Below are 23,734 nucleotides of genomic sequence, written 5' to 3' on the forward strand. Positions count from 1 at the left end.
ATGTACCTCGACCGCACCGGCCGTGACGCGAGAGCCCTGCAGTTCTGGCACGCACTCGGACTGTGGAAGGTCGCGATCATCGCCGAGGGCGTGCTCCGTCGTGCGCGGGACAATCCGGCGAACCGAGCCGCCGCCGGCGTCCCCACCGACGAGGTGATCGACAGTCTGGTCGCGCGGGCCATCGCCGTCGCCGACGCGGCCGGACTCGGATGAGAACGCCGATGGGTGAGAAGATGTCGGCATGACTGCACGTGATTCGCGCGCGGTGGGGACACAGCCGGTGGGGGAACAGCCACTGCCCCCTCTGGCGGTGACCGACGGGGACAAGGCCCCGCCGGTGACCGCGCGCGGCGAGCGCACCCGCTCCGCCCTGATTGCCGCCGCGCGACGGATCTTCGAGCGCGACGGCTTCTCCGACGCGCGACTCACCGACATCACGGCCGAGGCGAAGTGTTCGACGGGCACCTTTTACACCTATTTCGACAGCAAGGAAGAGGTCCTCGACGCCGTCCTCGCGCTCGCCCACGAGGACATGCTGCATCCCGGGCTCCCGCACATCGAAACCGATCCGCACGAGGATCCGTATGCGGTGCTCGAGGCCGCCAACCGCGCGTACTTCGAGGCGTACAAGCGCAACGCCGGATTGCGGCTCGTTCTCGAGCAGGTGACCGCCAACATTCCGGAGTTCCGCGAGAAGCGGCGTCAGCGTGGGCTCGTGTTCGCCACCCGAAATGCCAGGCACATCAAGGATCTCCAGAACCGCGGCCTCGCAGATCCTGAACTCGACCCGCTGGCTGCGGCGAGCGCTCTCTCGGGCATGGTCTCGCGGATGGCCTACCAGGCCTTCGCACTCGGCGACGATGCCGATCTGGATCAGATGGTGTTCACTGCAACCCGGTTGTGGGCCAACGCCATCGGCTTACGGAGTGGTGATCGCCGACCGTCTCGACGGTGATCGCACTCAGACCGGTCGGACGCCCATGAGCGCGGCCAGTTGCCGGGCCAGCGGGGTCAGGTCGAGGCGGTCGGGGTCCTTCTTGGGTGTCGAATCCCATGGCTGCGGCGTGTTCGGATTGGCGTAGACGGTTCGTGCGGCACTGCGGACGCCCGTCGGATTGCCTTGTGGAACAGTGCATCCGGCACTCGTGTTGAATGGGAAGTCGTCGTAGCGGATGTCGAAATCCGGGTTGGCGCGTTTCATCTCGTCGATGATGCGGGTGGTGCCTTCGTATCCCTGAGTGCATGCCGGTGGGTTGTTCGTCTCGAGCACGACACCGAAATGGATCTGCCCGTCGCCGGGGGCGGTGGAGTGGCTGCCGGCCGAGAGGTTGGACAGCATCGCGAACGTCAAGGACGTGGTGTAGGTGGCAGGTCGGAGCGTGCGCATCACCGACGCCAGGTCGTGGACGACCTTTGCGGCGTCACCACCGTTGCGTTGCACCAGTTCTGAGAGCTGGGTTGCCGAGGCGCTCCCGGTGGTCAGCAGCCGGCGCAGGTCGGGATCGGATGCCGACAGCGTTGCCGTGAGCACGTCGAGCCCATGAGACCAGGTGAGAATGGCGTCGGACTGGTCGGCCTGGGTGGCCAGTACCGAATTCGCGTCGCGGATCACTCCGATCGTCGCGGGTAGATTGTCGGCACCCTCGGCGGCCAGCGTCGACAACGAGTTGACGAGCCGGGACAGGTTGTCGCCCTGTCCGTTCAGCGCTTTCCCGAGCTCGGTGATCACGGTGTGCAGATCGTCGAGCGGTATCGATTGTGCGAGTCGCACGGTGGAGGCCACCACCTCATCGAGAGGCGGTGGTACCGAGGACCTCGTGATCGTCGACCCGTCGTGGAGGTGCGCATCGTCATCGCCGCGGGTCGGCTGGAGGTCGATGAACTGTTCGCCGATCGCGGATCGGTTCGCGACGACCGCCATTGCCGACGCCGGGACCTTCGCCGCTCCCGAGTCCAGCTGGAGCTCGACGTCGACGCCGTCACGCGTGAGATGCAGCGGCCCGACGCGGCCGACCGGTATGCCGAGGTAAGTGACCTCGGCATTGGTGAAGATGCCCCCGGAATCGGGGAGATGGGCGGTCACCGTGTAGACCCCGACACCGACGACGCGGTTCACGTGGACCAGCCAGATCCCCGCCACCACACCGACCACCAGTCCGAGGACGACGATCGCGGTGATCTGAAGTCGCGCAATCCGACTCAGCGGTGGCATGTGTGAGGACCCGACCCTTCCGCCTCGCGTTCTCGCGAGGCTGGTCGAACATTACTCGGGGGGAAGGTCCGGCAGCCAGGGCTCTGTGGTCAACACCGCGATGAGCCTGCACCATGACGGACGACATAGCGTAGTGGTGGGCCTGTGGTCAGTGCGGAACCGAGGCCAGCGGTGCGCGGTCGATGGCCCGCTTGAGGATCTTGCCGGTTGCCCCCTTGGGGAGTTCGTCGACGACGTGCACGATGCGCGGCACCTTGTAGGCCGACAGACGTTCTTTTGCCCACTCGCGCAACGTGTCCTGCTCGATCGTGGCACCCGGGCGCACCGCGACGACGGCGGCGATCTCCTCGCCGTAATGGTCGTCGGGTATTCCGATGACGGCAACCTCGACGATGTCGGGGTGGGTGTAGAGGACCTCCTCGACCTCACGGGGATACACGTTGTAGCCGCCGCGGATGATGAGGTCTTTGGCGCGATCGACGATGCGGACGTCGCCGTCGGCGTCCATTGAGCCCAGATCGCCGGTGCGCAGCCATCCGTCGACGAGCTCGGCCGCGGTGGCGTCGGGCCGATTCCAGTAGCCGGTCATCACCGTCGGGCCGCTGATGAAGATCTCGCCGACCTCGTCGGCGGGCAGGACGGTGCCGTCGGGGTCGCGGATCTCGATCCGGAAGCCGGGCAGCGCTGTCCCCACGGTCCCCACCTTGGGCGGTCCGTCGAGATTGCGGAAGGTGGCGGTGCCTGCGGTCTCGGTGAGGCCGTAGCCCTCGAGGATGGAGCAGCCGAACCGCTCCTCGAAGACGCGGATCACCTCACCGGGAAGAGAGGCGCCGCCCGAGCAGGCCAGTCGTAGGTCGGCGAAATCGCCTGGGGTGTAGCCCCCGGTTACCTGCAGCATGGCGTTCCACATGGTGGGCACTCCGCACGCGATCGTGATGTGCTCGTCGCGCAGGCGATCCATGAACTCGGTCGGCGTGAAGGGTCTCATCAGCGACAACGTGCCCGCCCAGGTGAGTGCGCCGTGCATGACGACCACTTGACCGAAACAGTGGAACAAGGGTAACGCGGTGGCCCATCGCTCGGTGTCGTGCAGGCGCAATGGGTCGCGGAACGCCTGTGGTGCGGCGTTGACGTTCGCGATGCTCAGCTGTGCGCCCTTGGGTTTGCCGGTGGTGCCGGAGGTGTAGAGGATCACCGCGGTCTCGTGCTCGTCACGCTCGACATACGTTGTCACGCCGTCGATCTCGGTGGCATCTTCCTCGAAGGGCCGGATCTCGGCGAAGGGCAGCCCCCGCTGCTCGGCGACCTTGCGGGCATTGGTCGCACAGTCCTGCCAGGCGACGATCATCGTCGTGCCCGAATCGTCGACGACGTAATCGATCTCGGGAACCGTCGACATCACGTTCATGGTGATGACGGTGGCGCCGAGGGTGTGCAGACCGTAGTAGACGATCGGGAATTCGGGGATGGTCGGTGCGATGAGCAGGACGCGGTCCCCGGGCGCCACCCCGGCGGCGGCGAATCGGGCCGCGGCCCGGGCGATGCGGGCCCGAAGGTCGGCGTAGGTCAGCGCTCGCGACCCGCTGCGTACCGCGATGCGATCGGGATGCTGCTCGGCGTTGTTCCACAGTGCGGCAACAGGGTTGGCTGCGACAGGAGTGTTCATGAGGTGCCTCTCACTCGAAGTAACGGCGGGGGACCTCGACGAGCATCGTGGTGATTTGCTCGTCGGAGACTCCGCGTTCACGCAGGGTCGGTAGGACGTCTTCGCTGATGTGGCGGTAATTCCACTTGGGCACCGCCTGCTTCTTGGCCTCGGGATCGAACCAGTCGATGAAGCATGCGGCGTCGTGCGCGAGACCGATGCGATCGGCGTATCCCCGTTTGCACAGTTCGACGATGGTGTTGATGCGATCGTCGAAGGGCAACAAGACATCGAGCCCGAACCGATCCATGCCCAGGATCGACCCGGCGTCGGCGATCTTCATCAGATAGTCGAGGTCGGTGCTGTCTCCGGAGTGTCCGATGACGACCTTGCTCAGATCGGCACCCTCCTCGGCGAGCACACGCTGGGCGACGAGCCCGGATTCGGTGTGCGGATTGGTGTGCACGGTGATGGGGGCGCCGGTGGCGACGCTGGCCTGCCCGACCGCGCGCATCACCCGCTCGACGCCCGGGGTGAGCCCCTGTTCCTCGATGGCGCACTTCAAGAACGCCGCGCGCACGCCGGTGTCGGCGATGCCTTCGGTGAGATCGCGCACGAAATAGGTGACGAGCGGTTCGTCGACGTCGAAGAGCAAGCCCGGGCCGGTGTAATGGAACTGGAAGGGGATCTCGTTGTAGGTGTAGAGCCCGGTCGCGACGACGATGTTGAGGTCGACCTGCTCGGCGATCTTCTGGATGCGGGGGATGTACCGACCGAGACCGAGGACCGTCGGGTCGAAGATGGTGTCGATGCCCAGGGACTTGAGTTCGTTGAGGTCGCGGACGGCCTCGTCGATCTTGCGCTCTTCGTCCCAGTCGTCCTGATAGTTGAGCCGATACTCCTCGCCGACGACGAAGACGTGTTCGTGGATGAGGGTGCGACCGAGGTCGTCCGAGGAGATCGGACCGTTGACGGTGGTGACGGTGGACATGCGCTTCCCTTCGATGCGAGCGAGATCCGGTGATGCACTGTGGTCTGCATCACTGGAAGGACCCTAGTTGAGGGTGAGTTCAGATTCAAGGAGGGGGTGGTGATCGGATCCATGTCGCACCGTGACCATCGCGAGACTCATCGCCTCTTGCCTTTTGCCACACTGGTGTGGTGCAGAAGTTACTGATGAGGCGAATGAGGTTTTTGGGACTAATGGTGATTGCGGTGCTGGCCGCTTTCGCCGGTGGTGCCGGCATCGCGACTGCCGCCCCATCGACCACGCCGACGACCCCGACCACGCCGGCCACTCCCGGTGCGACGCTGCCCGGCGGCATCAGCATTCCGCAGACCGGCATCCCCGAACTCGACAAAGTCCTCGACACTCTCTCCGGGACCGGCTCGTCCGGCGGTGGGACGCAGTCGAGTCAGACAAGTCAGCTGGTCGTGGTGACCGCACCCAAGGCGAGTGACCAGAAGGCGACGCTCACGGCGTTCGAACGCGACTCCGCCAGTGGTAGCTGGAAGCCGGTGTTCGGGCCGACCCAGGCGTTCCTGGGGGAGGTGGGAATGGGCGAGCCCGCCGACAACGTCTACCGCACCCCGCAAGGCACCTTCGCGCTCGACCAGGCCTTCGGGCGGCTGGCCAATCCCGGCACCAAGATGCCGTATTTCCAGGTGACACAGCAGGACTGGTGGGACTCCAACATGAAGTCACCCACCTACAACACGCACGTGCACCAGGCGCGGAGTCCCGGCGGGGACAGTGAGAACCTCTACGACGCCGGACCCGCGTACGACTACGCGGTCAACATCGCGTCCAATCCGCAGCGCATCCCCGGCAAGGCGTCGGCGATCTTCCTGCATGCCAGTACCGGCGAGCCGACGATGGGTTGTGTGGCGATCGACAAGGATGTGCTGCGCAACATCTTGACCTGGCTGGATCCCGCCAAGAGGCCGAAGATCACCATCGGTGTCAATCAGGCTGCGCCCACGGGTAATGCGCCGGCGCTGACGACACCGCAGTCGACCACACCGCAATCAACGCCCCAGTCGGGAACCCCCCAATCAGGAACCCCGCAGTCGGGAACCCCGCAGTCGGGCACCACGAGTGGACTCCTCGACGACAATGCCCTGACCCAGTTGCTCAATCAACTCGTCGGCATCCTGCCGCCGATGCTGGGAGTCGGTGGCTGACAACCACATCCGTGAGGTGACGAGGCGACGCCGTCGATCCATGTGGGATCGGCGGCGTAGCCGTGTCAGTGGTCAATGGTCGGGGTCGGTGTCACCGTCGCGCACCAGTGTGAAAGCGACCGCACGTCGGCCCCCGAAATCCTCCCTGGGCGCGGTGACCTTCTCGATCTGGGCGCGGGCCTGCTCGTCGACCGGAGTTTCGGGGTCGAGGACCTCCAGATACCTACGATGCGCGGCAAGGGATCTCACTGCAACCTCGACCTCGTCGCCGACCTCGACGGCATGGCTGGCGTTCGGACCGTTCTCGAACAGCCACCGCTGATGTGCGCGCGGTAGGAGCGCGTCGTAGGCGTCGACGACCGCAGCGGCGAACTCGATGTGGTCGCGTTGGTTGGGCGCGCCGGGTGCCCAGTGGTCGCCACCGAAGAGCGAGATGATCACGTCGGGGTCGACGGCCATGATCGTCTCGGTGATCCGGGCGCGCAGGGCCTCACTGTTGGCGATGTCGCTGTCGGGGAAGCCCCAGAATTCCACCTCGTCGACCCCGACGATGGATGCGGCTTCGCGTTGCTCCTGCTCACGCAGTGGACCGGCCTCGTCCGGGTCCATCCCCGCGATGCCTTTCTCGCCGCTGGAGGCCAGCGCATAGACGATGCGCTTGCCCTCGCCGACCCATCGCGCCACCGCGGCGGACATCCCGTATTCGGGATCGTCTGGGTGGGCGACCAACGCCAGACCGGTGTGCCACCGGGTCGGGAAGTCGGCGAGGTCGCCGGTGCTCTGCTCGGTCGTCGTTGCGTCGCCCATCTCTGAAGACCGTAGTGCGCTCCGAGGGAGATTCGTCGCCGATCAGCGTTCGCGGTCGAGATTCGCCATCTTCAGCACGTCGAGCCGCTTGTCGAGCTCGGCCTCGCTGAGCTTGTCGCCGATGAGGCCACGGTCGATGACGGTCTGCCGAATCGTCTTGCCCTCCTTGAGGGCTTGTTTGGCGACCGCGGCCGCCTCCTCGTACCCGATCGCCGAGTTGAGCGGGGTGACGATCGACGGAGAACTCTCGGCAAGCGTCTTGAGGCGCTCCTCGTGGGCGACGAGGCCGGAGATGCAGCGGTCGGCGAACAGCCGGGACACGTTGGCCAGCAACTTGAGCGACTCCAGCACGTTGCGTGCCATCATCGGGATGTACACGTTCAGCTCGAAGGCGCCGTTGCCGCCACCCCAGGTGACCGCGGCGTCGTTGCCGACGACCTGTGCGGCGACCTGGGTGACCGCCTCGGGCAGAACGGGATTGACCTTGCCGGGCATGATCGAGCTGCCGGGCTGCAGATCGGGCAGCTGGATTTCGCCGAGGCCGGTGAGTGGGCCCGACCCCATCCAGCGGACGTCGTTGGCGATCTTGGTCAGCGACACCGCGACCGTCTTCAGCTGACCCGACAGTTCGACCAGCCCGTCCCGGGCGGCCTGCGCCTCGAAGTTGTCCTTGGCGAGTGAGAGGGCGTCGACGTCGGTGAGCTTGCGCAGTTCGGCGACGACCTTGGTGCCGAAGCCGGCCGGCGCGTTGAGTCCGGTGCCGACGGCCGTTCCGCCGATCGGCAGTTCGCCGACCCGGGGGAGTGTCGAGGTGATGCGTTCGATACCGGCCTCGACCTGGCGGGCATAACCGCCGAACTCCTGGCCCAGGGTCACCGGTACCGCATCCATCAGGTGGGTGCGACCGCTCTTGACGACCTCACGCCACTCGTTCGACTTCTCCAACAGGGCCAGCCGGAGATGGTCGAGCGCCGGGATCAGATCGCTGACCGCGGCCTCGGTGGCGGCGACGTGGGTGGCGGTCGGAAAGGTGTCGTTGGACGACTGCGACATGTTGACGTGGTCGTTGGGATGGACCTCGACGCCGGCCGCATTGGCGATCGAGGCGATGACCTCGTTGGTGTTCATGTTGGAGCTGGTGCCCGAGCCGGTCTGGAAGACATCGATGGGGAACTGGTCGTCGTGGCGGCCGTCGGCGATCTCCTTGGCCGCGGCGATGATGGCGTCGGCCTTCGCCGCATCGAGTAGCCCGAGATCCTTGTTGACCTGCGCGCACGCCGCCTTGAGCAGTCCCATCGCCCGGATCTGGGTGCGATCGAGTGGGCGGTGGCTGATCGGGAAGTTCTCGACGGCGCGCTGGGTCTGGGCCCGCCACAGCGCGTCGACGGGGACTTTGACCTCGCCCATGGTGTCGTGCTCGATGCGGTACTGCTGCTCGGTCATGGTGCTGCGTCCTCCGATGGTCGACGGCGAGTTAGGACTACCTCAATTCACGCTACTCGTCGCGTGTGCAGCCCGGCGCGCAGGCCCGTCGACAGACCATGCCGTACTTCGGTGTCACTGGGCGACACGAAAGTACGGCACAAGTGGTGGTCTCGACCGAGTTGTCCACAGATCCTCCTCGCGGGCGACCAATGGCGCCGTCGAGCGGTCACACTGTGCGCCATGACTGTTGCTGCGCCCGACACGGCTCGTCTCGACGACCTGCTCGCGTCGCAGGACGGTGTCATCACCCGCGGGCAGGTGATCGACTGTGGATTCTCCGCAGCCTTCGTCCGCCGCATGGTGCGGTGCCGGGAATGGGCGACGGTGTTCCCCGGCGTCTATGTCGATCACACCGGGCCACTGACCGCACGACAGCGCCAGTGGAGTGCGGTACTCGACGCGTTTCCGGCGGCGCTGAGTCACTCATCGGCGATACTCGACGGCGACGTGGCGCCGACCCAGCCGGTGCACATCGTCGTAGACCGACAACGCCGGGTGACCAGACGCCAGGGTGTGGTCGTCCACTACGGCTCTCGGCTGGACGACAGGGTGCTCTGGCATGCGCGTCCCCCGCGCCTGCGTATCGAGGAGGCCGTGCTCGATGTCGTCGATGCGTCGTCGTCGTCGGCGCGCGTCGTCGCCTGCCTGGCAGATGCGGTGCAGGCTCGCCGAACCACCGCAGACCGCCTGCTCGCGGCGCTGCGCCGCCGGCCACGGATCGCGCACCGACGGTTCGTCGAGGGCGTTCTCCGTGATGTACGGGACGGCACGTGTTCGGTTCTCGAGCACGGATACCTGACGAAAGTCGAACGGGCCCATGGTCTTCCTGCGCCGATCCGGCAGGCGCCGACCACCGTGGGACGTCGGGGCCTGCGCGATGTGGAGTACGTCGACTTCGGTCTCGTCGTCGAACTCGACGGCCGACTCGGTCACGACGGTCCGGTGGCACGCGACCGCGACCTCGAACGTGACCTCGACGCCGCGGTTCACGGCGATCGGCTGACGCTTCGTCTGGGATGGGGACAGGTGTACGAACGTCCGTGTGCCACAGCGACGAAGATCGCCCGCGCGCTGCGCGCCCGTGGATGGCGGGGAACCGTCGCCGGATGCCCGGCATGTCCGTCATCGCCGTAGATCGGTGTCACATGGTGGCATCGATCTACGGCGTAAGCCCGCTCAGCGCTCCTTCGACCGGATGCGCACCCCACCCAGCGGGACGGTCACCGCGCCACCAGGATCGGTGAAGAAGTCGTTGCCCTTGTCGTCGACGACGATGAACGCCGGGAAGTTCTCGACCTCGATCTTCCAGACGGCTTCCATACCGAGCTCGGGGTATTCGATGACCGCCTGGCTCCTGATGCAATCAAGCGCCAGCCGTGCAGCCGGGCCACCGATCGAGCCGAGATAGAAACCACCGTGTGCCGCACAGGCATTGGTGACCTGCTTGGAGCGGTTACCCTTGGCCAGCATGACCATCGAGCCGCCCGCCGCCTGGAACTTCTCGACATAGGAGTCCATGCGGCCGGCCGTGGTCGGTCCGAACGAGCCCGAGGCCATACCCTCCGGGGTCTTCGCCGGTCCGGCGTAGTAGACAGGGTGATCGCGCAGGTACTGCGGCATCGGTTCACCCGCGTCGAGGCGCTCGGCGATCTTGGCATGCGCGATGTCTCGGGCGACGACGAGCGGGCCGGTGAGCGAAAGCCGCGTCTTGACAGGATAGTTGGACAGCTCCGCCAGGATCTCGCTCATCGGGCGGTTCAGGTCGATATCGACGACAGCACCGCCCTCGATGTCCTCGGCGACGCCGGCGTCCGGCATGTATTGGGCGGGATCGGTTTCGAGCTGCTCGAGGAACACACCATCGGCGGTGATCTTGCCCAGTGCCTGGCGGTCGGCCGAACACGACACCGCGATCGCGACCGGACAGGAGGCGCCGTGTCGCGGCAGACGCACGACGCGGACGTCGTGGCAGAAGTATTTGCCGCCGAATTGTGCTCCGATGCCGAAGGATTGGGTGAGCTTGAACACCTCCTCCTCCAATTCGACGTCCCGGAAGCCGTGGGCGGCCATCGATCCCTCGGTGGGCAGGGTGTCGAGGTAGTGTGCCGAGGCGTATTTCGCCGTTTTCACGGCGAACTCGGCGGAGGTTCCGCCGATGACCACCGCGAGGTGATACGGCGGGCAGGCTGCGGTGCCGAGCGAGCGGATCTTCTCGTCCAGGAACTCCAGCAGCCGCTTGGGATTGAGGATGGCCTTGGTCTCCTGGAACAGGAACGACTTGTTGGCGCTACCGCCACCCTTGGCCATGAACAGGAACTTGTATTCGGGGCCCTTCGGTCCCTGCTCGGTGGAGTAGATCTCCACCTGCGCAGGCAGATTGGTGCCCGTGTTCTTCTCGTCGTAGGTGGTCAGGGGAGCCAGCTGCGAATACCGCAGATTGAGCTTGGTGTAGGCGTCGTAGACACCGCGTGAGATCCACTCACCGTCGGTGACGCCGGTGAGCACCCCCTCGGACTTCTTGCCCATGACGATCGCGGTACCGGTGTCCTGGCACATGGGTAGCACGCCGCCCGCGGAGATGTTGACGTTCTTGAGCAGGTCGAGCGCGACGAAGCGGTCGTTGCCCGAGGCCTCCGGATCGTCGATGATCGTGCGCAACTGCGCGAGGTGCGCGGGCCGCAGATAGTGGCTGATGTCGTGCATCGCCTCGGCGGTCAGTCGCTGCAGGGCCTCGGGGGCGACTTTGAGGAAGGTCTGACCATCGGCGGTGAAGGTCGAGACCCCCTCGGTGGTGATCAGTCGATATGGGGTGTCATCGGCGCCGGAGGGCAGCAAATCGGCATAGCGGAACTCCGGAGCAAGGGCTGGTTTGCTCACGCGGAAATCCTAGCGCGGCACCTCAGAGCCCGAGCAGGGAGCGGGATACTGCCGCCGCGTGCGGTGGGGTCCCGGCGCGAAACGACGCTGAGAGACGCCGCTACCGCGGCTTACCGATCTCGATCAGCGAGTTGGTCAGCGTTCCGTCTGTGAACAGAGTCCAGTTGCCGGCTACGTGGGCGAGCGCTGTCGCGGGTGGGGCGGTCGTCTGCGAGTGCCCGGAGTTGACATCGACGTACAGCAGCTGATCGGTTGTCTTGACGATCATGTTGTGTCCGACAATTCCTTTCAACTCGGCATTCAACGACTTTGCGCGGTCCTGATCCAGACTGAACAGTGTCCGGCCGTCGCGAACGTCGAATGACACGATCTCTTCTCCCGCGCGTAACTGGTACGCGGCGATTCCGCCGGGCACGTTGTACTCAACTGTCGGCAACCAGCCGCTGTCGGTCAGCGTGAATACCGCGTCCGGAACGGAGAGCTTCGCACCCGTCTGTTGGTCGAATGCGGTGTACGGGATGCGACGGTCGGCCTGACCGTACTTTTCATTCCGGTTCACGCCGATAACCGCGCCGCCGCTGTACTGGTAGTTGAATTGGCCGTCGCATCCATTCGGGCCCATTGTGCCTTGATCCATATGGCCGAGCCACGTTCCGTCGGAGACGCGGACTACTCCGACTCGCGCGCATCGGTCGCGGCCCGGTGTTGAGGAACCGGCACGTTCGATGGCAATGGTTTCCGGCGATGCCGCTCGTCCGATTCCGTCGGACTTCCATGTGACGTTGCCACTGCCGGTATCCACACCGATGACCTGGTAGCGCGCGTAGTAGACGTTTCCGGACGGCTGACTGGCGTCGGCGTAAACGATCGGGACGATTGGGCCAGAGCTGACGCCGATCTGACTTTCGTCGATCTTTGCATTGCTCTTGAGATAGGTAACCGACTTCTCGACTGAACCCGTGGTCGGGTTCACCGTGATGATGCGCGCCTCCCAGTGGGCGGGATCGAGTTGTGCGGCAGGCTGTCGGATGACGATTGCACCAAGGGCTTTCGGCTTGTCCAAGGTGCCGGCTCCCGCCCATGACTGGGATTCGATTTCCTCGCCCGGCAGGAGTGTTGCAGCGTCGAGGGTCGTGGTCGACTTCCCTGGGTTATGGACGGTTGCCACACCGAAGACCCCGTTGATCGAGAATTTGGTTTCTCCGCTGAGTAGAAGCGGGCCCGAAACGACCGCGTCGTCGAGATCTATGTGTTCGTCGGGCAACGCCTGTGCCTGAGCGCTGGTGGGGCTGACGGTCGCCGGTGTGCGCTTGTCGGCCGGGGTAGTCGATTGGTGATCGTGGCCGCCGTCCGATCCGCACGCGGACAGCGAGACCGCGAGGACGGCGACTACAGACGACAACAACAACCGCGTCCGCTTCAGCGACATCGAAAAAACCCTTCTGCGACCCGGAATGTGACCGTGTGGCAGTAGGACGCTATCAGTGTCGCGGGTGCGGCGACTGTCGCCCGACCGTACGAATTTTGACTCGCGAGGGCTCAGATGCTCAGGCGAGCGTACTCGCGGAGCTTGGCGGTCTTGTGCACGGCCTCGATCCGGCGGATGGTGCCCGACTTGGAGCGCATGACCAGCGAACGCGTGGTGGCGCCGCCTGGTCGGTAGGTGACGCCGCGCAGCATGTCGCCGTTGGTGACACCGGTTGCGCAGAAGAACGAGTTCTCGCCGCTGACCAGGTCGTTGGTGCCGAGCACACGGTCGAGATCGTGGCCTGCGTCGAGTGCCTTCTTACGCTCTTCCTCGTTGCGCGGCCAGAGCTTGCCCTGGATCTCGCCGCCCATGCACTTCATCGCGACAGCGGTGATGATGCCCTCGGGGGTACCACCGACACCCATCAGCATGTCGACGGTGCTGTAGTCGCCCGCAGCGGCGATCGACCCCGCGACGTCGCCGTCGGAGATCAGGCGGATCTTGGCGCCGGCCTGCCGGATCTCGCCGATCAGATCGGCGTGGCGCGGCCGGTCGAGGACGACGACCGTCAGGTCGGCGACGTCGATACCCTTGGCCTTGGCGACCGAGTTGATGTTCCACTCCACCGATTCGTCGATGTTGATGGCGCCCTTGGCTTCCGGGCCCACGGCGATCTTGTCCATGTAGAACACCGCCGACGGGTCGTACATGGTGCCGCGCTCGGACACCGCGATCACCGCGATCGAGTTCGGGCGGCCCTCGGCCATCAGCGTGGTCCCGTCGATGGGATCGACCGCGACGTCACAGTCGGGTCCGCTGCCGTCGCCGACCTCTTCGCCGTTGAACAGCATCGGGGCTTCGTCCTTCTCGCCCTCACCGATCACCACGACTCCGCGCATCGACACCGTCGAGAGCAGTTCACGCATCGCGTCGACGGCGGCACCGTCGCCACCCTTCTTGTCGCCACGCCCCACCCAGCGTCCGGCGGCCAACGCGGCGGCCTCGGTGACTCGCACCAACTCCATCGCGAGGTTGCGGTCAGGGGCCTGGGGGGTGGCTTCGGTCATGTCTTGGACTCCTCGGCGTGCGGCGGTGCGACTGCCTTCCATCCTCGCATGTCACCTCGATGCGCTGGTCACCGCCCGGCGTGATCGGTATGGGCAGTTGCGTGCAGCCGGTAAACGGCGGATGGGCGATTTGCCGAACGGCGTGTGTCGGCTGGAATACTGAGCCCATGGCCCAGAAACCGCGCTATCTCGTCAGCGGTAAGGACATGATCTGGTCGATCATTCCCCTGTTGGCGATCTGCGCGCTCGTCGCGATCGCCTCGGGAAACTGCTCGGTAGGGCTCACCGGAAGTGCCTCCGACGACCGGCGCAGCCCGTTCGACGTACAGGGTGCGCTGCTCTCGGACTCGCAGACGCTGCCCTTCCCGATCCGCAAGCCGCCGGATCCTGCCGGATGGAAACCGAGTTCGGGCAGCCGCGAGAACGTGGCCGGACACGTGGTCAGCAACGTCGGCTGGATCACCGACAGCGGTAGCTACGTGCAACTCACCCAGACCGACGCGTCCGAGGACGAACTCGTCGACCATCTCGCCGACGGTTCGACCGTGGCCTCGGGGACCGGCACCCGCGATATCGCTGGGCAGCGCTGGGTGACCTACAGCACCCACGACGGCAACAAGTTCTGGATCACCGACCTCGGTTCGGTACGCATCGCGCTCATGTCCACCGGCTCCGACAGCGCGATGGCCACGATGGCCGGATCGGTGATCGAGCAGCAGCCGCTGCCGGGTAGGGGTTGACGCGCATCGAGTCAGCGATGGCGAACCATCACATCGTTGTCAACGGTGAATCCGCAACGTGCGTATAGCGGAACGGATGTGGTGGTCGGGGACAGCACGACCTTGGCGTAGCCTCGGGCATCGGCGAATCCGAGTGCTCCCTCGATGAGATCGCGGCCGATGCCGCGGCCTCGATGTTCGGCGGCGACGTAAAGATGCCCGAGATACCCCCACGACCCCGCGGCGCTCGTCCTGGGACTGGGCATGCGCGTGTATTCGGTCAGACAGACCATCCCCACCACCGCATTCGTCGAGGTGCCATCGGCGGCCACGACGAAGGTGACGGCTGTCCACACCGACCGGTGCGGCGCAGTCATCCAGCGCTCGACCTCCGCGACGAACGAGACATCGGCAGACCACTCCGGTATCTCCGGCGCGGTTTCGCGCGCCCAGGCCCATCGCAGCATGGCCACGTCGGTGGGACTGGTGCACTCGGAGATCATCGTCGTTTCGGCCACTGTGCTCCTTGCCTTCTTCTGACCCGAAGCTCAGTCGTCGAACTCTTCGTCACCCTCCGTGTCGTCCTCGTGATCGAGTTCCTCGCCGTCGTTGAGCACCGCCTCGATGCGTTCGCGTGCGCCGGCGAGGTGGGCCTCGCAGCGATCGGCGAGCGCCTCGCCGCGTTCCCACAGCGCGAGCGACGCGTCGAGGTCGAGGCCCCCGCGCTCGAGGGTCGCGACCACCTCGGCGAGTTCGTCGCGGGCTTGTTCGTATGCGAGTTCGTCGACCGGGGTGCGTCCGTCGTCGGAGGTGTTGGCCTTGCGTGAAGCCGAATTCTTGGCTGCCCGTTGGGGACTCACTGTTCCTCCTGCGCATGGTCGTCGGTGTCGTCGTTGTGGTGAGAGGCGTCGTGGTGGTGAGGGGAGTGCGCGGCCGGTTCGATCGAGGTGACGTCGGCGTGAATCGACCCGTCGCCCAACCGGATTCGCAGGTGCGCCGATGTCGGTAGGTCGCCCACGGAGTCGAGCACGTGCGGCGGGTCGGTGTCGACGCGCTGCACGACGGCGTATCCGCGGGCCAGTGTCTGAGCGGGCCCCAGCGTCGCGAGCCGGGCCGCGAGATGTTCGGTACGGCGGTCCTCGGTGTCGAGGCGGCCGACGAGGGTACGACGCAGATCGGCTCGTAGTCGGTCGATGCGTTCGTGGTGACGGTCGAGCACGGTGAACGGATCGGCCAGCACCGGGCGAGCGCGCAGGCCGGCGATCACCCGGTCCTCGCGATGCACCCAGTTGCGTAGGGCGTGAGCGCTGCGGCGGCGCAATGCGGCGATCTCGGCGAGTTCGGCCTCGACGTCGGGGACGACGCGTTTGGCCGCGTCGGTGGGGGTGGCGGCGCGGATGTCGGCGACGAAGTCCAGGAGCGGATTGTCGGGTTCGTGGCCGATCGCGCTGATCACCGGCGTCGTGCATGCGGCGACCGCCCGCAACAGCGCCTCGTCGGAGAACGGCAACAGGTCCTCGACGCTGCCGCCGCCGCGGGCGATGATGATGACGTCGACGTCGGCGTGCGCGTCGAGCTCGCGAAGGTGGCTGATGATCCGCGGTACCGCCGTCGGGCCCTGCACCGGTGCATCACGCACATCGAAACGCGCCGCCGACCACCGCGCCGAGGCCACCGACACCACGTCGCGTTGCGCGGCACTCGCCCGGCCGGAGATCAGGCCGATGGTGCGCGGTAGGAACGGGATCGGACGTTTGAGACGCGCGTCGAAGAGTCCCTCGGCGGCCAGCAACTGCCGAAGCCGCTCGATGCGCAACAGCAACTGACCCACGCCTATCGGGCGAATATCGCTGACACGCAACGAGATCGTGCCGCGGCCGGTGTAGTAGCTGGGGCGACCGAGCATCACGACGTGGGCCCCGTCGGTGATCGGAACCTCGGTGCGTGCCAGCAGGTCGGGACTGCAGGTCACCGAGATGGAGATGTCGGCAGCCGGGTCGCGCAGCGTCAGGAACGATGTGCGCGTACCGGGGCGGCGGCTGATCTGGGTGACCTGGCCCTCCACCCAGATCTGGCCGAGCCGGTGAATCCAGTCGGCGATCTTGGTGTTGACGGTGCGCACCGGCCACGGGTTGTCGGCCGAATTCGCCGAACCGCCGGCGCTCACTTCGATGGCGTGCGCTTGTTCTCGGCCGCGGTGATCCGATTGTCGATCATGGTGATGAACGGAGCGCGGTTGCGGTTGCCCTTCTCGTAGGCGAGCAACTCGGAGAGTTCGTCGACACCGACCGACCTCAGTTTGGCGCGCAGCTGAGCCAAGGTGAGGTTGTCGTACTCGGTGTATTCGACGACCTCGGGCACCGGACCGGTGGACGCCGGGGTGTCACTCCCGGGGCCGGTGGTCGAGGAGGTGATGACCTCCTCGGGGGCCGACGAATACAGCGCGAAGCGCCCGGCGTCGGCGCGCGGGGCCGGCGACTGGGCGGAGGATGTCTCGGGCGGCGCCGGATCGGTGTCGTCGTTCGGGGTGTCGTCGTGCTCGTCATCGGTGGTGTCGGTGCGGATGGCGCGCCCGGACTCGATCGGCACGACGGTATCGGCGACCTCGGTGTCATCCTCATCGAAACGCGCCCACGCGGGCTCTTCGCTGGGGCGATCGAAGATCATTTCCAGTGCGGTGTCGCCTTTGATGGCCAACTCGGCGATGCCCTGCTGGGCGCGCATCGCCAACTGCAGCGTCTCGCTGACCGCGGTCACCGGCAGGGTGAACAGCAGAGTCGGCAACTTGCGCGTCTCTTCGACGGCCGTGACGACGAGACCTGCGGCGATACGGGCCGGATAAGGAGCACGAACCATGGGTTCACTCTGCCATCTGGCGGCGAGTGGTCCAACACGTACCCTTGGGGACATGACTGAATCCAAGCGCATCCTGCTCGCCGAACCGCGGGGATATTGCGCCGGCGTGGATCGCGCCGTGGAGACCGTCGAGCGTGCACTCGACAAGCACGGTGCGCCCGTCTACGTCCGCAAGGAGATCGTGCACAACCGGCACGTCGTCGACACCCTCGCCGAGCGTGGCGCGATCTTCGTCGGCGAGACCGACGAGGTACCCGAAGGCGCCATCGTCGTGTTCTCCGCCCACGGCGTCTCCCCGGAGGTGCATCGCACCGCCGCGCAACGCAACCTCCAGACCATCGACGCCACGTGCCCGCTGGTCACCAAGGTGCATCAAGAGGCCAAGCGCTTCGCCCGCGATGACTACGACATCCTGCTCATCGGCCACGAGGGCCACGAGGAGGTCGAGGGCACCGCGGGGGAGGCGCCGGAGCATATCCAGCTCGTGGACGGTCCCGACGCCGTCGACACCGTGAGTGTGCGTGACGAATCGAAGGTCATCTGGCTCTCCCAGACCACGCTGTCGGTGGACGAGACGATGGAGACCGTGCGCCGCCTCCGTGAGCGATTCCCCGAGCTCAACGATCCGCCGAGCGACGACATCTGTTACGCGACCCAGAACCGTCAGGTCGCGGTCAAGGCGATGGCCCCGAAGTGCGACCTGGTGATCGTCGTCGGCTCGAAGAACTCGTCGAATTCGGTGCGGCTGGTCGAGGTGGCACTGCAGAACGGTGCGTCGGCCTCCTACCTGGTCGACTATGCGCGGGAGATCGATCCGGCGTGGCTCGACGGCGTCGAGACCGTCGGCATCACCTCGGGTGCGTCGGTGCCGGAGGTCCTGGTCCGTGGGGTCATCGACTTCCTCTCCGAGTACGGCTTCGACTCCGTCGAGAAGGTCACCACCGCCGAGGAAACGCTGACCTTCGCCCTGCCGCGTGAACTGCGGCCGGCTCGAACGGCCAAGTAACCCAATACCGGATCCGTCGCACCCGGGTTCGGGTCAGTACTCGTCAGGGTCGAGTCGACGGACCCGACGATGGGGTAGCGAGAGCGCCAGGACCGCAACCACCACGGCGACGGCGAGCCCCACGCCCACCAGGGCGACGTTGCGCGGAGTGTGATCGGGTGTCGGCGCGACCGCGGGAGCCGCGATCGGCGTAGGCATCTCGGGATCGGCGAGCGGCCCATCGGGCAGTTCGGCGGTCAACGCCGCGAGCGTATCGATGACCCCGTGACCGATCGCCTGATCGTGGCCCGGTCCCGGGGCGTGCGCGGTGCGGACGATACGGTCCATCACCTCACCCGCCGACAACTCCGGGTACCGTGCGCGGACCAATGCCACCGTGCCGGCGACGAACGGGGTGGAGAAGCTGGTACCCAGCAACGGCTGCGGACCCGAGTTGCTTCGCTGCGCATTGACGAGCGACGAACTACGGGGAGTGCTGTCGAGACTGATGATCCCGGTACCCGGTGCCGCGACATCGACCCATGGCCCGTGCAGGCTGAACGAACTCGGCGCTCCGGTGCCGGCATCGACCGAACCCACCGCGAGAACATACGGCGAGAACCAGGCGGGACTGGCCACGGTCTGGACCGAACCCCACCCGTCGGGATCGCCGGATAGCGGTGGCGGATTCTGTTCGGCGCACGCCGACCCCTGCGACAGGTTGCCCGCCGCGACCACCACGACCACGTTGCGGTCGAAGGCGTAGCGGACCGCGGCGCCCAGCGAACGGTCGGCGGGCCGGGCACCCGCCGGCGAACACGCCACCTCGGAGATGTTGATGACCGTGGCACCGAGGTCGACGGCACGGACCACCGCGTTGGCGAGGGTGGTCACCGACCCGTATCCGCCGCCGACCGCCGGGTCCGCGTCGTCGCGACGCCGGTCCTTGGCGTCGAAGGCGCTGCTGGACTGGCGAATCGAGATGATCGAGGCATCCGGGGCCACCCCGGAGAACGCGTCGTCGGGCGAGGGGGCGGCCGCGATGAGCCCGGCCACCAGCGTGCCGTGCGCATCACAGTCGGCGAGTCCGTCGCCACCGGAGACGTAGTCGCCGCCGCCGCGCAATCGTGGCAGCCGGGGATGCGGAGTGACACCGGTGTCGATCACTGCGACTCGTTGGCCCGCGCCGCGGGAAAAGCGCCAGGCCTCTTCCAGATTCATCATCTGTTGGGCAGCAGAGGGCTGGCTCGCGGCGGTGACGGCGACGGGGCGCGCGCAGAGCGTGCGTTGTTCGGTGGGTTCCGGCGGCGCCACCGGCGCCGACCGGTTCAACGCCCCCGGGTCGACCTGAGGAGGATTCAGCGCGAAGGCGGGCCCACCCCCGGAGACGATGACAAGCGTGGCGACGGCCAGTGCCATGGCGAGGCCGGTCGGGAAACGACGACGACGGACAACTCCGGACGCCGGTCGCCCAGCTCCGTGACGGACCACTAGATGTCCCGAACCGTCTGGTACAGATCGAGAATCCAGACGAGCAGCGGCACGATCACCACGATCAGGGCGTACTCGCCGAGTTCGGCGAGGCGTCGCATCACCGGCGAGAACTCATGTCCGGGTGCGAGCACACCGACCACGAGTGCGACAACGAGAGCTGTTGCCGCGACCACGAATCCGACGAACGGCCACCACCCGTCGACCGCGGTCAACGAACCGACGAGCGCAGCGAGGGTCAGCACCCCACCGCCGATCAGGACACACGCCTGCACGAGGTCGCTGTGTGAGCGGCCGCGCAGGCACACCACGGCGGCCAGGATGACCGCCAGTGCCATCGACTTGGCGTCGACGCCGTTCCACGGGGTCGCGGTGATGACCGCGGCGGGGCCGATCACCGCGGTGGCACCAGCCACGATGCCCGTGAGATAGGCGTTCGCCAGATACGAACGACGTTCGAGCGCATCGGCTTTCGGAAGAGCCATCGCTCCGATCGCGCCGATGCCCTCGATGGTGGGGACAGGCTGGGCGTCGTCCGGATCGAGCGGCACCCCAGCCGTCGGCACCGGCGGCAGCGGTAGTTTCGCCAACACGATCGTCAGCCGGGGCGCCATCGCGACGACGAGCAAGGCCGCGGCCGCGCCGACGGCGGCGACATTGCGCGTCGAGCTGTCGATGAGCAGAGCGGCCAGCGAGATCGCACCACCGATCACCGAGGCGGTCAGCAGGGCGGCGTGCACCACCGCGCCGACCGCGCTCAGCCGATAGGACACGACGCAGACGAGCACCACCACCGCGAACCCCAGCGAGAGATGCGCGGAGCCGTAGGGTCCGGGAACGGTGAGCATGCCGGCCACGAACGCCGTCGGAGCGGCCGCGGCAGCCAGGACCGTCGCCGTGGTGTCGTCGCGATATCGATGGGCGACGATGGCCGATGCGGTGACCAACGCCAGCGTCATCGTCGCGGCCGGGATCGCCGGCCACCAGACATCGGCATGCCACCGCATCCCGGCCAGGGCCACCGCGCCGACGATGCCCGCCAGGATCGCCGCGGCGAATCCGATCACCCGGGCTCCCTGCGCCGACCAGTTGGCGAAGCGCGATTCGTTCAGGCGCGCAACGGCATCGACGACGTCGTCGAACAGTGCCGGCGAATCGTCGGTGCGCACCGAGGTGACCATCAGCAGGTCGCCGTCACGCACCCCGGAGTCGGCGAGCGAACGGTTCACGGGCAGCGGCGGCTGCCCGATGCGCGACAGGGTCCATCGCGACCGCCGATCGAGCACGTTGTCGCCGCTCGGGTCCGGCTCGGTGTCGTCGGGGTCTCGCCGGCGCGGGCTGCGCGACTCGATCTGGGTGACGAGATCGCCGAGGAGCGCAGCCACCGGGACTGCAGCCGGAAGTGCGACGTCGAGCTGGGTGTTGCCGCCGAGCACCGACACCCGTACCAACGCGGGTTCGATCGACGGCGCCGACGCCCGCAGCGCACCGTTCTCGGCGGGTGCCGCTGGTCGGGTATCCACAGATGACATCTCGACGTTCCTCCCCCTTGATTCGCAGTTACCATAACCACACGTTCGGCTTTGGGTGAGATGTCCTATTCGTTCCGGTGGATAACACGGTGTACGGAACGTCTCGGTGAGTCGACGGGGGACAACGCGCGAGGGGCGAGGTAGAGGGGACGAGGGGGACAGGTGAGCACAACCGATGGTTTCGTGCGGCGGCCACGGATCACGCCACCACGTGCGCCCGGTGGTGAACTGAACATCCAGCCGCCCCCGGATGTGCCGCGGGTGGTTCCGGGCGGGATGTTGCTGAAGTTGCTGCCGGTGATCATGGTGGTCGCGGTCATCGGCATGTTGGCGATGATGTTCGCGACCGGGGGTCGCAACATCCTGACCAATCCGCTGTTCATGATGTTCCCCCTGATGATGCTGATGTCGATGTTGGGCATGTTCGCCGCGGGAGGTCGTGGGGGCGGCAAGAAGGCCGCCGAACTCAACGAGGAACGCAAGGACTACTTCCGCTATCTCGCCGGCCTGCGCACCCAGGTCGGCGACACCAGTGGTGCGCAGCGTGCGGCGTTGGCCTGGAGCCATCCCGATCCACGCAGCATTCCCGATCTGATCGGGACGCGCCGGATGTGGGAGCGGCGACCGGTCGACAACGATTTCGCGCATGTGCGGGTCGGTCTGGGTACGCAGAGGTTGGCCACCCGCCTGGTGCCGCCGGAGACCGGGCCGCTGGAGGATCTCGAGCCGGTGTCGATGGTCGCACTGCGACGATTCGTCCGGACGCACTCGGTGGTGCACCGACTGCCGACCGCGGTGTCGCTGCGGGGCTTTCCGGCCATCAACGTCGAGGGTGTGCGTCAAGAGACCCGAGAACTGCTGCGCGCCATGGTCATCGAGTTGTGCGCCTTCCATGGACCGGACCATCTGCGGGTGGCCGTGGTGACCGCCGACCCGGCCGGTGAGGCCTGGGACTGGGCGAAGTGGCTGCCGCACGTCGGACATCCCTCGCTGGCCGATGCCGTCGGACCGATGCGGATGATCTTCCCGACATTGGCGGATCTGGAGACCGCGCTGGCCACCGAACTGGCCGACCGCGGCCGGTTCTCCCGGTCGGCGCCGCCGACTCCCGGTCGGGTGCACCTGGTGGTGGTCATCGACGACGGCAGGGTGACCGGAGCGGAGCGGCTCGTCAACGACGCCGGAATGGAGGGCGTCACCGTACTCGATCTGACCGCACCACTCGACGGGCTCGCCGCCAGACGCGGACTGCAACTGGTGGTCGCCGACGGCACGGTCTCGGCGAGAAGTGCCTTTGGCACCGAGGATTTCGCGACGATGGACGCGTTGGGTGTCGCCGAATGCGAGGCCGTGGCCCGACGGCTGGCTCGCTATCGGTTGGCGACGGCGGCCTCCCTGGTCAGTCTCGATTCCGAGGCCACCGCCCTCGACCCCGGACTACCGGCGTTACTGGGCATCGACGATGTGTCCCGCTTCGATACGGCGGTGCACTGGCGAGGGCGCACCGGGCGTGACCGCTTGCGCGTTCCGATCGGCTACACACCATCGGGTGGGACAGTCGAACTCGACATCAAGGAGAGCGCGCACGGCGGCACCGGTCCGCACGGGTTGTGCATCGGCGCAACCGGTTCGGGAAAATCGGAATTCCTGCGCACGCTCGTGGTGGCGATGCTGGCCACCCACTCACCCGCCGAGCTCAATCTGGTCCTCGTCGACTTCAAGGGCGGCGCCACCTTCCTCGGGCTCGAACGCAGCCCCCATGTGGCGGCCTTGATCACCAACCTCGAGCAGGAATTGGCGATGGTCGACCGGATGAAGGATGCGCTGTCGGGGGAATTGAATCGTCGTCAAGAAGTGTTGCGCGCGGCCGGGAACTTCGCCAACGTCACCGAATACGAACAGGCCCGCGCCGCCGGCGCTCCGTTGCAACCCCTGCCGGCATTGTTCATCGTCGTGGACGAGTTCTCCGAATTGCTGGCGCAGAAACCGGATTTCGCCGAACTGTTCGTCGCGATCGGACGGCTCGGGCGGTCGCTGCACATTCATCTGCTGCTTGCCTCCCAACGACTCGAGGAGGGCAAGTTGCGCGGTCTCGACAGCCACCTCTCGTATCGGATCGGTCTGAAGACGTTCTCGGCGAACGAATCCCGATCGGTACTCGGGGTTCCCGACGCGTACCATCTGCCCAGCGTGCCCGGTTCGGGATACCTCAAATGCGATGCGGGCGAGCCGATCAGGTTCAACACCTGCTACGTCTCGGGTCCGTATCACCCGCCCGCCGACGTGCGAGACACCGTGACCGGGGTCGGTGACGCGCCGGGGTTACGGGGTGCGATGAAGATGTTCACCGCCCTGCCCGTCCCGTTCGACGCCGCCGACGACGCCTCGGGCCTGGATACGACGGGG

20 protein-coding genes and 1 pseudogene are annotated in these 23,734 nt (G+C 66.5%); 7 read left to right on the plus strand and 14 right to left on the minus strand.

Translation table 11 applies throughout. The annotated features are described in order from the left end of the window. Positions 1-213, plus strand: a pseudogene (locus B1964_RS05820) (phosphotransferase family protein); the annotation flags it as partial. A 28-nt stretch (positions 214-241) separates the two neighbouring features. Further along, a complete protein-coding gene (locus B1964_RS05825) occupies positions 242-955 on the plus strand; it encodes a TetR/AcrR family transcriptional regulator (RefSeq protein ID WP_079929194.1) in 714 nt (237 codons plus the stop codon). A gap of 6 nt (positions 956-961) precedes the next feature. Here B1964_RS05825 and B1964_RS05830 read toward each other — a convergent pair whose 3' ends face one another. From B1964_RS05830 to B1964_RS05840, 3 genes are all read right to left on the minus strand, one after another. Continuing rightward, positions 962-2,212 (minus strand): MCE family protein, encoded by a 1,251-nt coding sequence (locus tag B1964_RS05830; protein WP_079929195.1) that lies wholly within the window; start codon positions 2,210-2,212, stop codon positions 962-964. A gap of 148 nt (positions 2,213-2,360) precedes the next feature. After that, positions 2,361-3,878 carry an AMP-binding protein gene (locus B1964_RS05835; RefSeq protein WP_079929196.1) on the minus strand — a complete coding sequence of 506 codons (1,518 nt, stop codon included), beginning with the start codon at positions 3,876-3,878 and terminating at the stop codon, positions 2,361-2,363. Between the two features lie 10 nt (positions 3,879-3,888). Further along, complete coding sequence (locus tag B1964_RS05840; protein WP_014359450.1) at positions 3,889-4,848, minus strand: phosphotriesterase; 960 nt, start codon at positions 4,846-4,848, stop codon at positions 3,889-3,891. A gap of 194 nt (positions 4,849-5,042) precedes the next feature. Between B1964_RS05840 and B1964_RS05845 the strand changes: the two genes are divergently transcribed. Continuing rightward, positions 5,043-6,041: a L,D-transpeptidase family protein gene (locus tag B1964_RS05845; protein WP_079929197.1), complete on the plus strand. Its 999-nt coding sequence runs from the start codon at positions 5,043-5,045 to the stop codon at positions 6,039-6,041. Positions 6,042-6,113: 72 nt separating this feature from the next. Here the strand turns inward: B1964_RS05845 and B1964_RS05850 are convergent, their stop codons facing one another. Continuing rightward, complete coding sequence (locus B1964_RS05850) at positions 6,114-6,848, minus strand: PIG-L family deacetylase (protein ID WP_079929198.1); 735 nt, start codon at positions 6,846-6,848, stop codon at positions 6,114-6,116. A gap of 42 nt (positions 6,849-6,890) precedes the next feature. Next, positions 6,891-8,291, minus strand: a complete 1,401-nt coding sequence (locus tag B1964_RS05855) for a class II fumarate hydratase (protein ID WP_079929199.1) — start codon at positions 8,289-8,291, stop codon at positions 6,891-6,893. Positions 8,292-8,513: 222 nt separating this feature from the next. Here B1964_RS05855 and B1964_RS05860 point away from each other — a divergent pair, with 222 nt between their 5' ends. Continuing rightward, positions 8,514-9,467, plus strand: a complete 954-nt coding sequence (locus B1964_RS05860) for a type IV toxin-antitoxin system AbiEi family antitoxin domain-containing protein (RefSeq protein ID WP_079929200.1) — start codon at positions 8,514-8,516, stop codon at positions 9,465-9,467. Positions 9,468-9,509: 42 nt separating this feature from the next. On the opposite strand, the gene B1964_RS05865 is transcribed toward B1964_RS05860, so the two are convergent. The 3 genes from B1964_RS05865 to glpX all read right to left on the minus strand — a co-directional run bounded on the left by B1964_RS05865 (position 9,510) and on the right by glpX (position 13,745). Beyond that, positions 9,510-11,210, minus strand: coding sequence for a fumarate hydratase (locus tag B1964_RS05865; protein ID WP_079929201.1), 1,701 nt, complete (start codon positions 11,208-11,210; stop codon positions 9,510-9,512). A 100-nt stretch (positions 11,211-11,310) separates the two neighbouring features. Next, positions 11,311-12,639 carry a hypothetical protein gene (locus tag B1964_RS05870; protein ID WP_079929202.1) on the minus strand — a complete coding sequence of 443 codons (1,329 nt, stop codon included), beginning with the start codon at positions 12,637-12,639 and terminating at the stop codon, positions 11,311-11,313. Positions 12,640-12,749: 110 nt separating this feature from the next. Continuing rightward, complete coding sequence (glpX, locus tag B1964_RS05875; protein WP_014359458.1) at positions 12,750-13,745, minus strand: class II fructose-bisphosphatase; 996 nt, start codon at positions 13,743-13,745, stop codon at positions 12,750-12,752. Positions 13,746-13,912: 167 nt separating this feature from the next. Between glpX and B1964_RS05880 the strand changes: the two genes are divergently transcribed. Continuing rightward, the gene (locus tag B1964_RS05880) at positions 13,913-14,485 is read left to right on the plus strand and encodes a DUF4245 domain-containing protein (RefSeq protein ID WP_079929203.1); all 573 of its coding nucleotides are present in this window, start codon (positions 13,913-13,915) and stop codon (positions 14,483-14,485) included. Between the two features lie 11 nt (positions 14,486-14,496). Here the strand turns inward: B1964_RS05880 and B1964_RS05885 are convergent, their stop codons facing one another. From B1964_RS05885 to B1964_RS05900, 4 genes are read right to left on the minus strand one after another with little or no spacing between them, the layout of a single operon-like run. Further along, positions 14,497-14,982 carry a GNAT family N-acetyltransferase gene (locus B1964_RS05885; RefSeq protein ID WP_079929204.1) on the minus strand — a complete coding sequence of 162 codons (486 nt, stop codon included), beginning with the start codon at positions 14,980-14,982 and terminating at the stop codon, positions 14,497-14,499. 30 nt (positions 14,983-15,012) lie between these two features. After that, positions 15,013-15,324 carry an exodeoxyribonuclease VII small subunit gene (locus tag B1964_RS05890; protein ID WP_079929205.1) on the minus strand — a complete coding sequence of 104 codons (312 nt, stop codon included), beginning with the start codon at positions 15,322-15,324 and terminating at the stop codon, positions 15,013-15,015. Then, positions 15,321-16,631, minus strand: a complete 1,311-nt coding sequence (gene xseA / locus B1964_RS05895) for an exodeoxyribonuclease VII large subunit (RefSeq protein WP_079929206.1) — start codon at positions 16,629-16,631, stop codon at positions 15,321-15,323. Before xseA ends, B1964_RS05890 begins: the two co-directional genes overlap by 4 nt. Then, positions 16,628-17,320 carry a lipid droplet-associated protein gene (locus B1964_RS05900; RefSeq protein WP_079929207.1) on the minus strand — a complete coding sequence of 231 codons (693 nt, stop codon included), beginning with the start codon at positions 17,318-17,320 and terminating at the stop codon, positions 16,628-16,630. The genes xseA and B1964_RS05900 overlap by 4 nt, the downstream gene beginning before the upstream one ends. Positions 17,321-17,372: 52 nt before the next feature. On the opposite strand from B1964_RS05900, the gene B1964_RS05905 reads away from it, so the two are divergent. Beyond that, a complete protein-coding gene (locus B1964_RS05905) occupies positions 17,373-18,326 on the plus strand; it encodes a 4-hydroxy-3-methylbut-2-enyl diphosphate reductase (RefSeq protein ID WP_079929208.1) in 954 nt (317 codons plus the stop codon). Positions 18,327-18,359: 33 nt separating this feature from the next. Here B1964_RS05905 and mycP read toward each other — a convergent pair whose 3' ends face one another. Further along, positions 18,360-19,724 carry a type VII secretion-associated serine protease mycosin gene (mycP, locus tag B1964_RS05910; protein ID WP_079929209.1) on the minus strand — a complete coding sequence of 455 codons (1,365 nt, stop codon included), beginning with the start codon at positions 19,722-19,724 and terminating at the stop codon, positions 18,360-18,362. Between the two features lie 71 nt (positions 19,725-19,795). Beyond that, positions 19,796-21,328: a type VII secretion integral membrane protein EccD gene (gene eccD, locus B1964_RS05915; RefSeq protein WP_253193897.1), complete on the minus strand. Its 1,533-nt coding sequence runs from the start codon at positions 21,326-21,328 to the stop codon at positions 19,796-19,798. 162 nt (positions 21,329-21,490) lie between these two features. Between eccD and eccCa the strand changes: the two genes are divergently transcribed. Then, on the plus strand, positions 21,491-23,734 hold a 2,244-nt coding region (gene eccCa, locus B1964_RS05920; RefSeq protein WP_079929211.1), incomplete at its 3' end, for a type VII secretion protein EccCa.

Source organism: Gordonia sp. i37 (assembly GCF_002043085.1).
GTDB classification, from domain to species: Bacteria; Actinomycetota; Actinomycetes; order Mycobacteriales; family Mycobacteriaceae; genus Gordonia; species Gordonia polyisoprenivorans.